The sequence below is a fragment of the Pseudomonas sp. AU11447 genome, from assembly GCF_001672555.2.
GTDB classification, from domain to species: domain Bacteria; phylum Pseudomonadota; class Gammaproteobacteria; order Pseudomonadales; family Pseudomonadaceae; genus Pseudomonas; species Pseudomonas nitroreducens.
In genome coordinates this window covers 1-13,457 of the sequence record NZ_LZDG02000060.1, presented here as the reverse complement: position 1 = coordinate 13,457, position 13,457 = coordinate 1, and the positions used below count along the sequence as shown (strand labels likewise).

Sequence of the window (13,457 nt, the reverse complement as noted above, 5' to 3'; positions counted from 1 at the left end):
GGCAAAGGCTGTCAGGAAGTGAGCTTAGCCATGTTGTCCCACCGTCAGAAACAGTACTCCGTGCTCGGCATGAGCACACTGGCGTTCGCCGTGAACTTCGCGGTCTGGACGATGTTTTCGATCATCGGTATTCGCATCAAGGAAGAGCTGGGGCTGTCCGAAGCCCAGTTCGGCCTGATGGTCGCGTTGCCGATCCTTACCGGTTCGCTGGTGCGCCTGCCGCTGGGGTTGATCACCGACCGCTTCGGCGGTCGCCGGGTGTTCTTCATCCACATGCTGCTGGTGGCCATCCCGATCTACGGCCTGGCCTTCGCCACCCTCTACTGGCACTACCTGGTGCTGGGCCTGTTCGTCGGCCTGGCCGGCGGCTCCTTCGCCGTGGGCATCGCCTACACCTCCTCGTGGTTCGAGAAGGAACGCCAGGGCACCGCCATGGGCATCTTCGGTGCCGGTAACGCGGGCGCGGCGATCACCAACCTGGTGGCGCCGATGATCGTCGTCGCCTTCGGTTGGCGCATGGTTCCGCAGATCTACTCGGTGGCCATGCTGGTCACCGCGCTGCTGTTCTGGTTCTGCACCTGGACCGACCCGGCCCACACCAAGGGCGGCGACGCCGACCCGAGCCGCCCGCGGCCGACCCTGGCCAAGCAGCTGGCGCCGCTGGGCGAGCTGCGCGTCTGGCGCTTCGGCCTGTACTACTTCTTCGTTTTCGGCGGTTTCGTCGCCCTGGCCCTGTGGCTGCCCAAGTATTACATCGCCGAGTACGGCCTGGACCTGCGCACCGCCTCCTTCATCACCATGCTGTTCACCCTGCCGTCGGGCCTGATCCGCGCCCTGGGCGGCTGGTTCAGCGACCACTACGGCGCCCGTGCGGTGAACTGGGGAGTGTTCTGGATCTGTCTGGTCTGCCTGTTCTTCCTCTCCTACCCGCCGACCACCATGACCATCCACGGCATCAAGGGTGACGTCAGCCTCGGCATCGGCCTGAACGTCTGGCTGTTCACCTTCCTGGTGTTTGTCGTCGGCATCGCCCAGGGCTTCGGCAAGGCCAGCGTGTACCGGATCATCCACGACTACTACCCGCAGAACATGGGCACCGTCGGCGGCATGGTCGGGGTCATCGGCGGCCTCGGTGGCTTCTGCCTGCCGATCCTGTTCGGCTTCGCCGCCGACCGCATCGGCGTGCGCTCCTCCTGCTTCATGTTGCTGTTCGGCCTGACCGTGGTGTGCATGGTCTGGATGCACTACGCGATCAAGCAGCAACAGCGCCTCGACGGCCAGCCCAGCGCGGCCGATGTCGACGCCTCTCCCATTCCTTCCAGCCACTCCTGAGGTAATGCCGTCATGGGCATGATCGCCAACCCCCAACTCAAAGCCGCCAGAGGCCCGCTGCTGGTCGACTGGCGCCCAGAGGACCCCGAGTTCTGGGCGCATAGCGGCAAGCGCATCGCTGCGCGCAACCTGTGGATCTCGATTCCCGCACTGCTGCTCGCCTTCGCCGTGTGGATGATCTGGAGCACCGTCACCGTGCGCCTGAACGCCGCCGGCTTCAGCTTCAGCAACGACCAGCTGTTCCTGCTCGCCGCGCTGCCGTCGATCTCCGGCGCCACGCTGCGCATCTTCTACTCCTTCATGGTGCCGATCTTCGGCGGCCGTCGCTGGACCGCGCTGTCCACCGCCTCGCTGCTGATCCCCTGCCTGTGGCTGGGCTTCGCCGTGCAGGACCCGACCACGCCGTACTGGGTGTTCGCGACCATCGCGTTGCTGTGCGGCTTCGGCGGCGGCAACTTCGCCTCCAGCATGTCCAACATCAGCTTCTTCTATCCGAAGAACCAGCAGGGCACCGCCCTGGGCCTGAACGCCGGCCTGGGTAACCTGGGCGTGTCAGTGATGCAGTTCGCCGTGCCGCTGGCCGTGGCTGGCGGGCTGTTTGGTGCCTTCGGTGGCGAACCGGAAACCCTCTCCGATGGCAGCCGCCTGTGGCTGCAGAACGCCGGCTGGATCTGGGTGCCCTTCATCGCCGTGGTGTCCGTCGCCGCGTGGTTCGGCATGAACGACATCGCCGATGCCAAGGCCTCGTTCCGCGACCAGTCGGTGATCTTCAAGCGCAAGCACAACTGGCTGATGTGCTGGCTGTACGTGGCCACCTTCGGCTCGTTCATCGGTTTCTCCGCCGGCTTCGCCATGCTCAGCAAGACCCAGTTCCCGGATATCAACCCGCTGCAGTACGCCTTCCTCGGCCCGCTGGTAGGCGCCCTGAGCCGGCCGCTGGGCGGCTGGCTGGCAGACAAGTTCGGCGGCGCACGGATCACCCTGTGGAACTACGCGGCAATGATCGCCGGCGTATTCGCGGTGATCAGCTTCCTGCCCGGCGCCAACGGTGCAGGCAGCTTCTTCGGCTTCCTCGGCTCCTTCATCGCGCTGTTCTTCTTCGCCGGCATCGGCAACGGCAGCACCTTCCGCATGATCCCGGTGATCTTCCGCAACGAGTGGGCCGCGCGCCTGAAGCAAGGCGGCTTCACCGAGGCCCAGGCCGCCAAGGGCGCGAGCATGGAATCGGCCGCGGTGATCGGCTTCTCCGCCGCCATCGGCGCCTTCGGCGGCTTCTTCATTCCCAAGGCGTTCGGCACTTCGCTGGCCATGACCGGCAGCGCCGAGGGCGCCCTCTACGTCTTCGTCGCCTACTACCTGACCTGCATCGTCGCCACCTGGTGGTGGTACGCGCGCAAGGGAGCGGAAAGCCCCTGCTGAGTTTCGCGGCGGACAGCGCAGAGCGTTGCCCTCCCCATGTGATTCGCAAGTCCTGATTTGAGATTGAACGCCCGGCGCAGACCGGGTGAGGAGATACAGATGAGTTACCTGCTCGACCGCCTGCAGTTCTTCAAGAAGAAGCAGGGTGAATTTGCCGATGGTCACGGCGAAGTCTCCAACGAAAGCCGTGCCTGGGAAAACAGCTACCGGCAGCGCTGGCAGCACGACAAGATCGTTCGCTCTACCCACGGGGTGAACTGCACTGGCTCGTGCTCCTGGAAGATCTACGTGAAGAACGGCCTGATCACCTGGGAAACCCAGCAGACCGACTACCCGCGTACCCGCCCGGACCTGCCCAACCACGAGCCGCGTGGCTGCCCCCGTGGCGCCAGCTACTCCTGGTACATGTACAGCGCCAACCGCCTGAAATACCCCAAGGTGCGCAAGCCGCTGCTCAAGCTCTGGCGTGAAGCCCGCGCCGCCCACAACGACCCGGTGGACGCCTGGGCCAGCATCGTCGAGGACTCCGCCAAGGCCAAGAGCTACAAGAGCGAGCGCGGCCTGGGCGGTTTCATCCGTTCGAGCTGGAGCGAAGTCACCGAGATCATCGCCGCCGCCAACGTCTACACCGCCAAGACCTACGGCCCGGACCGCGTCATCGGCTTCTCGCCGATCCCGGCCATGTCGATGGTCAGCTACGCCGCCGGCGCCCGTTACCTGTCGCTGATCGGCGGCGTGTGCCTGAGCTTCTACGACTGGTACTGCGACCTTCCTCCCGCCTCGCCGCAGATCTGGGGCGAGCAGACCGACGTGCCGGAATCGGCCGACTGGTACAACTCCAGCTACATCATCGCCTGGGGCTCCAACGTCCCGCAGACCCGTACCCCCGACGCACATTTCTTCACCGAAGTCCGCTACAAGGGCACCAAGACCGTGGCCGTCACCCCGGACTACTCCGAAGTGGCCAAGCTCACCGACCTCTGGCTCAACCCCAAGCAGGGCACCGACGCCGCACTGGGCATGGCTTTTGGTCACGTCATCCTCAAGGAATTCCACCTCGAGAAGCCCAGCGCCTACTTCGTCGACTACTGCCGCCAGTACACCGACATGCCGATGCTGGTGCTGCTCGAACCGCACACCGAAGGCGTGCTCAAGCCGACCCGCTACCTGCGCGCGGCGGACCTCGCCGGCAACCTCGGCCAGGACAACAACCCCGAGTGGAAGACCATCGGCCTCGACGAAATCAGCGGCGAACTGGTCTCGCCCACCGGCGCCATCGGCTACCGCTGGGGCGAGTCGGGCAAGTGGAACATCGAGGAGAAAGAGGGCGGCGCGCAACGTGAAACACGCCTGGCGCTGAGCCTGATCGATGGCCCGGAAAACGCCTGCGACGTCGGCTTCCCGTACTTCGCCGGGCAGGAACACCCGCACTTCAAGGGCGTGGACAACGACGAGGTACTGGTGCGCCGCGTACCGTTCCGCGAGTTCACTGGCGCCGATGGCCAGACCCTGCGCGTCGCCACCGTGTATGACCTGCAGATGGCCAACTACAGCGTCGACCGTGGCCTGGGTGGCCGCAACGTCGCCGCCTCCTACACCGATGCCGACGTGCCCTACACCCCGGCCTGGCAGGCGCGCATCACCGGCGTCCCGGCCGCCCGTGCCATCCAGGTGGCTCGCGAGTTCGCCGACAGCGCCGACAAGACCCACGGCAAGGCCATGGTCATCATCGGCGCCGCGATGAACCACTGGTACCACATGGACATGAACTACCGCGCGGTCATCAACATGCTGATGATGTGCGGCTGCATCGGCCAGAGCGGTGGCGGCTGGGCGCACTACGTGGGCCAGGAAAAACTCCGCCCGCAGACCGGCTGGGTCCCGCTGGCGTTCGGCACCGACTGGAGCCGCCCGCCGCGGCAGATGAACGGCACCAGCTTCTTCTACCTGCACAGCTCGCAGTGGCGCCACGAGAAGATCTCGATGCACGAGGTGCTCTCGCCGCTGGCCGACACCAAGCAGTTCCCCGAGCACGCGCTGGACTACAACATCCGCGCCGAGCGCATGGGCTGGCTGCCATCCGCCCCGCAGCTCAACCGCAATCCGCTGCACATCGCCGCCGACGCCGAGCGCGCTGGCATCCCGGTACAGGACTATGTGGTGCGCGAACTCAAGGCCGGCAACCTGCGCGTGGCCAGCGAACAGCCGGACGACCCGCAGAACTTCCCGCGCAACATGTTCATCTGGCGCTCCAACCTGCTCGGCTCCTCGGGCAAGGGCCACGAGTACATGCTCAAGTACCTGCTGGGCGCGAAGAACGGCGTGATGAACGACGACCTCGGCAAGGCCGGCGGCCCCTGCCCGGGCGAAGTCGACTGGGTCGATGAAGGCGCCGAGGGCAAGCTGGACCTGGTCACCACCCTGGACTTCCGCATGTCCTCCACCTGCATGTACTCGGACATCGTCCTGCCGACCGCGACCTGGTACGAGAAGGACGACCTCAACACCTCCGACATGCACCCCTTCATCCACCCGCTGTCGGCCGCCACCGACCCGGCCTGGGAAGCCAAGAGCGACTGGGAAATCTACAAGGCCATCGCCAAGAAGTTCTCCGAAGTTTCCGTCGGCCACCTGGGCGTGGAGAAGGACCTGGTCACCGTGCCGTTGCTGCACGACACCGCCAACGAACTCGCGCAGCCCTTCGGCGGCACCGACTGGAAGACGGGCGAGTGCGAACCTGTCCCCGGCCGCACCATGCCGACCCTGCATGTGGTCGAGCGTGACTACCCGAACACCTACAAGAAGTTCACCTCCCTCGGCCCGCTGCTGGACAAGCTGGGCAACGGCGGCAAGGGCATCGGCTGGAACACCGAGAAGGAAATCAAGCTGCTCGGCGAGCTGAACCACAAGGTCACCGAAACCGGCATCAGCGAAGGCCGCCCGCGCATCGAAAGCGCCATCGACGCCGCCGAGGTGATCCTCGCCCTGGCGCCGGAAACCAACGGCCAGGTGGCCGTGAAGGCCTGGGAAGCGCTGTCGAAGTTCACCGGCCGCGACCACACCCACCTGGCGCTGCCCAAGGAAGAAGAGAAGATCCGCTTCCGCGACGTTCAGGCGCAGCCGCGCAAGATCATCTCCAGCCCCACCTGGTCGGGCCTGGAAGATGAACACGTGAGCTACAACGCCTGCTACACCAACGTCCACGAGATGATCCCGTGGCGCACCATCACCGGTCGCCAGCAGTTCTACCAGGATCACCCCTGGATGCAGGCCTTCGGCGAGGGTTTCGTCAGCTACCGGCCGCCGGTCAACACCCGCAGCACCGACAAGCTGTTCAACAAGAAGCCCAACGGCAACACCGAGATCACCCTGAACTGGATCACGCCGCACCAGAAGTGGGGCATCCACTCCACCTACAGCGACAACCTGCTGATGCTCACCCTGTCGCGCGGTGGCCCGATCATCTGGATGAGCGAGAACGACGCGAAACGCGCCGGCATCGAGGACAACGACTGGGTCGAAGTCTTCAACGCCAACGGCGCCGCGACCTGCCGCGCGGTGGTCAGCCAGCGCGTGAAGGACGGCATGGTGATGATGTACCACGCCCAGGAACGCATCGTGAACCTGCCGGGCAGCGAGACCACCAAGACTCGCGGCGGCCACCACAACTCGGTGACCCGCGTGGTCCTCAAGCCTACCCACATGATCGGTGGCTACGCCCAGCAGGCGTGGGGCTTCAACTACTACGGCACGGTCGGCTGCAACCGCGATGAGTTCGTCGTGGTGCGCAAGATGAACAAGGTCGACTGGCTCGACGAGCCGGAGCAGGGCGGGCTGGGCGGTGACGCTCTGCCGCAACCGCTGCCCCAGGACATTTGAGGATTACTGCCATGAAAATTCGTTCGCAAGTCGGCATGGTGCTGAACCTCGACAAATGCATCGGTTGCCACACCTGCTCCATCACCTGCAAGAACGTCTGGACCAGCCGCGAAGGCGTCGAGTACGCCTGGTTCAACAACGTCGAAACCAAGCCCGGCATCGGTTACCCGAAAGAGTGGGAGAACCAGGAGAAGTGGAAGGGCGGCTGGAAGCGTAACGCCGACGGCTCCATCGTCCCGCGCATCGGCGGCAAGTTCCGCGTGCTGGCGAACATCTTCGCCAACCCGGACCTGCCGGAAATCGATGACTACTACGAGCCCTTCGACTTCGACTATCAGCACCTGCACACCGCGCCCAAGGCCCAGCACCAGCCGGTGGCCCGCCCGCGCTCGCTGGTCTCCGGCAAGCGTATGGAGAAGATCGAGTGGGGCCCCAACTGGGAGGAAATCCTCGGTACCGAATTCGCCAAGCGCCGCAAGGACAAGAACTTCGACCAGATCCAGGCGGACATCTACGGCGAGTACGAAAACACCTTCATGATGTACCTGCCGCGCCTGTGCGAGCACTGCCTGAACCCGGCGTGCGTGGCATCGTGCCCGAGCGGTGCGATCTACAAGCGCGAGGAAGACGGCATTGTCCTGATCGACCAGGACAAGTGCCGCGGCTGGCGCATGTGCATCAGCGGCTGCCCGTACAAGAAGATCTACTTCAACTGGAAGAGCGGCAAATCCGAGAAGTGCATCTTCTGCTACCCGCGCATCGAGGCCGGCCAGCCGACCGTCTGCTCGGAAACCTGCGTGGGCCGCATCCGCTACCTCGGCGTGCTGCTGTATGACGCCGACCGCATCCACGAAGTGGCCACCTGCGAGAACGAGCGCGAGCTGTACCAGAAGCAGCTGGAAATCTTCCTCGACCCGTTCGACCCGAAAGTGATCGAGCAGGCCCGCAAGGACGGCGTACCGGACAGCGTCATCGAGTCCGCGCAGAAGTCGCCGGTGTACAAGCTGGCGATGGACTGGAAGCTGGCCCTGCCGCTGCACCCGGAATACCGCACGCTGCCGATGGTGTGGTACGTGCCGCCGCTGTCGCCGATCCAGAACGCCGCTTCCGAAGGCCACATCGGCAGCGACGGGGTGATCCCGGACGTCGAGTCCCTGCGCATCCCCGTGCAGTACCTGGCCAACCTGCTGACCGCCGGCGATACCGCGCCAGTACTGTTGGCCCTCAAGCGCCTGCTGGCCATGCGCGCCTACAAGCGTGCCGAGCACGTCGAAGGCAAGCAGGACCTGGCGGTACTGGAGAAGGTCGGCCTGTCGGTCAACCAGGTGGAAGAGATGTACCGCTACCTGGCGATCGCCAACTACGAAGACCGTTTCGTCATCCCGACTGCCCACCGCGAGGAAGCGCTGTCGGATGCCTTCGCCGAGCGTTCGGGTTGCGGCTTCAGCTTCGGCAACGGTTGCTCCAGCAATTCTGGCGTGAACCTGTTCGGCGGCAAGGCCGTGGACAAGCGCAACGTCATCCAGACCGTGCAGATACAGGAGTGACGACCATGGCCATCTCAATGGAAAGTCACAGCCAACTGCTCAAGCTCAGCGCCCTGATGCTGGACTACCCGCGCGTTGAACTGCGTGAGGAAAGCCTGGCCCTGCATGCCCTGATCCGCACCTGCAACCTGCCGGAACAGCAGCGCGACGGCCTCGCCGCGCTGCTCAACGAGCTCTGCAAGGGCGACATCCTCGATGTGCAGGCGAGCTACGACGGCCTGTTCGAGCGCGGTCGCTCGGTCTCGCTGCTGCTCTTCGAACACGTGCACGGCGAAAGCCGTGACCGCGGCCAGGCGATGGTCGACCTGATGGACCGCTACACCCAGGCGGGCCTGGCCATCGACGTCAACGAGCTGCCGGACTACCTGCCGCTGTACCTGGAGTTCCTCGCCCTGCAGGACGCCGAGTCGGCCCGTGCCGGCCTGGCCGAGGTCGCGCACATCCTCGCGCTGATCGCCCTGCGCCTGGAAGAGCGCGGCAGCAGCTATGCGGCGGTCTTCCGCAGCCTGCTGGAACTGTCCGGCGAGCAGCCCGACCTCGGTGCGCTCAAGCGCGACCGCGAGCAGGAAGTGCGCGACGACAGCCTGGAGGCCATCGACAAGGCCTGGGAGGAAACCCCGGTGAGCTTCACCGAGCCCGCCGTTGGTTGCCCGTCCACCAGCGCTCGCCGCGTCTCCACGTCCGCCGAACAACCCATGCAGTGGGTCGCCCAGCCGGTGCCGCAGATGCAGTACCGGGCGGCCAGAGAAGGAGTCTGAACATGTCCCTCGATCTTCTAGCGTTCGGGATCTACCCCTACGTCGCGCTCGCCATCTGCCTGATCGGCAGCTGGGCGCGCTTCGACCTCTCGCAATACACCTGGAAAGCCGGCTCCAGCCAGATGCTGAGCAAGAAGGGCATGCGGGTCTACAGCAACCTGTTCCACGTCGGTGTGCTGTTCATCCTCGCCGGCCATTTCGTCGGCCTGCTGACCCCGCACTCGGTCTACGAGCACCTGATCAGCACCGAGCAGAAGCAACTGCTGGCGATGGTCTCCGGCGGCTTCTTCGGCATCCTCTGCTTCATCGGCCTGACCGGCCTGATCCTGCGCCGCCTGACCAACGAGCGCGTGCGCGCCACGGGTAATGCGTCGGACCTGATGATCCTGCTGGTGCTCTATGTCCAGCTGATCCTCGGCCTGTCGACCATCGTCGCCTCCACCCATCACCTGGATGGTTCGGTGATGGTCATGCTCGCCAACTGGGCGCAGTCCATCGTCACCTTCCAGCCGCTGGCCGCGGCCGAAGCCATCGCTCCGGTCTCGCTGGTCTACAAGCTGCACGTGACCCTCGGCCTGACCCTGTTCGTACTGTTCCCCTTCACTCGCCTGGTGCACATCGTCAGCGCCCCGGTGTGGTACTTCGGCCGCCGCTACCAGGTGGTCCGTACCAAGCGTCGCACCGTGTGATGAAGCGGCGGATAACGCCACCGGCGTTATCCGCCATCCGGAGGTAATCGAAATGAGTTGCTCCCACTACGAAGCCAAGGTCGAACACGTCGACCTGCCTGCCATCTCCGTCAACGGCGTCGCCATCGCCGAGGACGAACTGGCCCGCGAGCTGCAATACCATCCTGCCGCCAGCCACGCCGAGGCGCTGTACTCCGCCTGCCGTGCCCTGGTGGTGCGCCAACTGCTGGTGCAACGCGCCGCAGAGCTTGGTGTGACGGGGCAGGTCGAGGAGGGCGAGGCCGCCGAAGAGGCGAACATCCGCGCCCTGATCGACCGTGAAGTCGGCGTACCCGAGGCCGACGAAGCCAGCTGCCGGCAATGGTACGAAGCCAACCCGACTCGCCTGACCTCGCCCTGGCGCATGCGTCTGCGCCATGTGCTGCTCGGTTGCGCGCCGGATGACCTGGAGGGCCGCGCCAAGGCCCGCGAACAGGCCGAGGAACTGCTCGCCGAACTGCGCGAGCATCCCGAACGCTTCGCCGAAAAAGCCATGCGCTTCTCCGACTGCCCGTCGAAAGAAGAGGGCGGTGAACTGGGCTGGATCGAACCGGGACAGACCGTTCCCGAGTTCGAGAAGCGCCTGCTGCAACAGCAACCCGGCCTGCTCGGCCATCCGCTGGAAAGCCGCTATGGCCTGCATGTGGTCGAACTGATCGAGCGTGAAGGCGGCGAGCCGCTGGACTTCGCCGAAGCTCGGCCGCGCATCGCTGGCTACCTGCGTGCCCAGGTGCTGCAGCGCGCGGTCAGCCAGTACATCAGCGTGCTGGCCGGCGAGGCGCGGATCGATGGTTTCGTCTTCGACGGTGCCGAGAGTCCGCTGGTGCAGTGAACCGGTTCCGGACCCCTCTCCCCCAATTCCTCCCCCGGAGGGGAGGGGGGCTTCGGAAACGGCCATGAATATCGGCTTCCCCGCGAACGCGGACGAGGCTGGCCGGAGTGAAACACGATGTCCGAATGGATCGACGGCCAGGGCCGCAAGATCGACTACCTGCGCCTGTCCGTAACCGACCGCTGCGACTTCCGCTGCGTCTACTGCATGTCGGAAAACATGCGCTTCCTGCCGCGCCAGCAAGTACTGACCCTGGAAGAGATCGAGCGGGTAGCTCGGCTCTTCGTCGAGCGCGGCGTGAAGAAGCTGCGCCTTACCGGCGGCGAACCGCTGGTGCGCCCCGGCATCGTCCACCTCTGCGAACGCCTTGCTGCGCTGCCCGGCCTGCGCGAACTGTGCATGACCAGCAACGGCTCGCAGCTCACCCGCTTGGCCGGCGATCTGAAGGCCGCCGGTCTTTCCCGCCTCAACATCAGCCTCGACACCCTCGATCCGCAGCGCTTCGCCGCCATCACCCGCACCGGGCGGCTGGAGCAGGTACTGCGTGGCATCGATGCCGCCCAACAGGTCGGCTTCGAGCGCATCAAGCTCAACTGCGTGGTGATGAAAGGCCGCAACGCCGACGAGGTACCGGCGCTGGTGGACTACGCCATCGCCCATGGGCTGGACATCAGCTTCATCGAGGAAATGCCGCTGGGCCAGGTGGGCCGCGAGCGTGAGGAAAGCTTCTGCTCCAGCGATGAAGTCCGCGCGCTGATCGCCGAACACCACGAGCTGCTGGACAGCGCCGAAAACAGCGGTGGCCCCGCGCGCTACGTGCGCCTGGCCCAGCATCCGGGCACGCGTATCGGCTTCATCTCGCCGCATTCGCATAACTTCTGCTCAACCTGCAATCGCCTGCGACTGACCGCCGAAGGTCGCCTGCTCCTGTGCCTGGGCCACGAAAACTCCCTGGACCTGCGCGGCCTGCTGCGCCGCCATCCACTGCACGACGAGCCCATCCTCGAAGCCTTGCGCGGTGCCCTGCAGCGCAAGCCAGCACGCCACGAGTTCAGCATTGGCGACGTGCAGGTGCTGCGCTTCATGAACCTCAGTGGCGGCTGAACCTTCCTCCCTTGGCGGGCAGGATGTCCGCCGCGTGCCTTGCGTTCCTGTATGCACCCGTAGGGCGAATAACGCGCAGCGTTATCCGCCGTTTCGGTGCGCGCTTACCGAATCCCTGCGCTTCATTAAACGCGCGGACGCCCGCTTTTCGTAGGAGCGAGCTTGCTCGCGAACAACCCCCGACTTCGGAGTCAGGCGGTTCGCGAGCAAGCTCGCTCCTACAAGCCCCTGCGTTCTTCCCTGGAAACGGGCACAAAAAAGCCCCGGCGACATGAGCGTATCGCGGGGGCTTCGGGCATCTGCCAAAGGTATAACCGTGGAAGCTACGGTAAATCATGCGAAAGAATCGTTTCGAATCCTCCTCGGATCGCCTTGGAACGCTTCCCAGACTAAGGCTGTAGCCCAGCGCGTGACATTCCTCCGAAGGAGTAGGGCTGCGGTCGCAAAAGGGAGTGTGCCGTGCGGTCGCAGGGCGATTGACGTTGTGTACTTTTTAGTCCAGATTGGATTTTAAGTTTACGCGCCAGCGCGCGTGGACGAACGATAACAAGCTGGTCGCCTGGGTCAGGGCAAGGCAATGCCGCTGCGACGTGCCACGTCGCGCCCCTGGACGAATCACAAGATGCCGATACTTCTCTGCCAAGACGCAGCGGCCGGCCGCCCGGCCCTGTCACCGAACATGCCACGGAGTTCATCGATGAATCGCAAAGCCCTGCTGGGCGGCCTGATGCTGGCCGCTTTCGCCACCTTCTCCCACGCCGACGACAAGCCGCTGCGCATCGGCATCGAGGCGGCGTACCCGCCCTTCGCCTACAAGACCCCGGAAGGCGGCATCGCCGGCTTCGACTACGACATCGGCAACGCGCTGTGCGCAGAGATGAAGCGCAAGTGCCAATGGGTCGAGCAGGAATATGACGGCCTGATCCCCTCGCTGAAGGTGCGCAAGATCGACGCCGCGCTGTCGTCCATCACCATCACCGAAGAGCGCAAGCACTCGGTGGACTTCACCCACAAGTACTACTTCACTCCGGGCCGCCTGGTGATGAAGGAAGGCTCGCAGCTGGACGAGCAGTTCAGCCAGCTCAAGGGCAAGAACATCGGCGTGCAGCGCGGCTCCACCGCCGACCGCTTCGCCACCGAAGTGCTGGGCAAGGCCGGCGCCAACGTGGTGCGCTACACCAGCCAGGACGAGATTTACCTGGACCTGCTGGCGGGTCGCCTGGACGGCACCTTCGCCGACTCCATCCCGCTGGAAATCGGCTTCCTGGAAACCCCGCGCGGCAAGGGCTTCGCCTTCATCGGTCCGGAGTTCAAGGACCCGAAATACTTCGGCGAAGGCGCCGGCATCGCGGTGCGCAAGGGCAATACCGAACTGGTCGGCCAACTGAACGCCGCCATCGACGCACTGCGCGCCAACGGCAAGTACAAGGAAATCGAAGGCAAGTACTTCAAGAGTGATATCTACGGGGACTGATTTGCCCGTTAAGTTGCAGCTAAGGCCGCCTTCGGGCGGCCTTTTTCGTGGAGCCGAAATTGCTCTTCGTAGGATGGGTGGAGCGAAGCGATACCCATGCTGCCCATGCACTGAGTCCGACGTCCGTGCTGGGCGTAGCTGTGTCCGGTCTGGTAGGGCGGATAACGCCTATGGCGAAATCCGCCAATCTTTCGTGTTTCTGCGCCGCTTCGGTTTGCTCGGATGTATTGGGTTTCGCCCCCTCGGGCGACCTACTTTGGCAAACGACCCAAAGTAGGCAAAGGTCTTGCCCCTCCATCCGGTTTTTCGCTTAGGCGAAAAATGCCCTCGTTGAAGCGAAGTTTCAGGGGCACGCGGCGAAGGGCCATCCCTGGCCCATCGCCG

At 64.7% G+C, this 13,457-nt stretch carries 9 protein-coding genes; all 9 read left to right on the top strand.

The genetic code is table 11. From position 1 onward, the window contains the following. The first annotated feature begins 30 nt into the window (after positions 1–30). Positions 31–1,332, top strand: coding sequence for a NarK/NasA family nitrate transporter (locus tag A6723_RS22665; protein WP_054909138.1), 1,302 nt, complete (start codon positions 31–33; stop codon positions 1,330–1,332). A 12-nt stretch (positions 1,333–1,344) separates the two neighbouring features. After that, a complete protein-coding gene (locus A6723_RS22660; RefSeq protein WP_054909137.1) occupies positions 1,345–2,751 on the top strand; it encodes a NarK family nitrate/nitrite MFS transporter in 1,407 nt (468 codons plus the stop codon). A 99-nt stretch (positions 2,752–2,850) separates the two neighbouring features. Continuing rightward, positions 2,851–6,630, top strand: coding sequence for a nitrate reductase subunit alpha (locus A6723_RS22655; protein ID WP_054909136.1), 3,780 nt, complete (start codon positions 2,851–2,853; stop codon positions 6,628–6,630). Between the two features lie 11 nt (positions 6,631–6,641). Then, entirely contained in the window at positions 6,642–8,177 is a 1,536-nt protein-coding gene (gene narH, locus A6723_RS22650) for a nitrate reductase subunit beta (RefSeq protein WP_054909135.1), read from the top strand. Between the two features lie 17 nt (positions 8,178–8,194). Next, complete coding sequence (gene narJ, locus A6723_RS22645; RefSeq protein WP_054909151.1) at positions 8,195–8,935, top strand: nitrate reductase molybdenum cofactor assembly chaperone; 741 nt, start codon at positions 8,195–8,197, stop codon at positions 8,933–8,935. A gap of 2 nt (positions 8,936–8,937) precedes the next feature. Continuing rightward, positions 8,938–9,624, top strand: coding sequence for a respiratory nitrate reductase subunit gamma (narI, locus tag A6723_RS22640; protein ID WP_054909134.1), 687 nt, complete (start codon positions 8,938–8,940; stop codon positions 9,622–9,624). Positions 9,625–9,676: 52 nt separating this feature from the next. After that, positions 9,677–10,495 (top strand): peptidylprolyl isomerase, encoded by an 819-nt coding sequence (locus A6723_RS22635; RefSeq protein WP_054909133.1) that lies wholly within the window; start codon positions 9,677–9,679, stop codon positions 10,493–10,495. A gap of 117 nt (positions 10,496–10,612) precedes the next feature. After that, the gene (gene moaA / locus A6723_RS22630) at positions 10,613–11,599 is read left to right on the top strand and encodes a GTP 3',8-cyclase MoaA (protein WP_054909132.1); all 987 of its coding nucleotides are present in this window, start codon (positions 10,613–10,615) and stop codon (positions 11,597–11,599) included. 679 nt (positions 11,600–12,278) lie between these two features. Further along, positions 12,279–13,073 carry an ABC transporter substrate-binding protein gene (locus A6723_RS22625; RefSeq protein ID WP_175405574.1) on the top strand — a complete coding sequence of 265 codons (795 nt, stop codon included), beginning with the start codon at positions 12,279–12,281 and terminating at the stop codon, positions 13,071–13,073. Positions 13,074–13,457 lie beyond the last annotated feature (384 nt).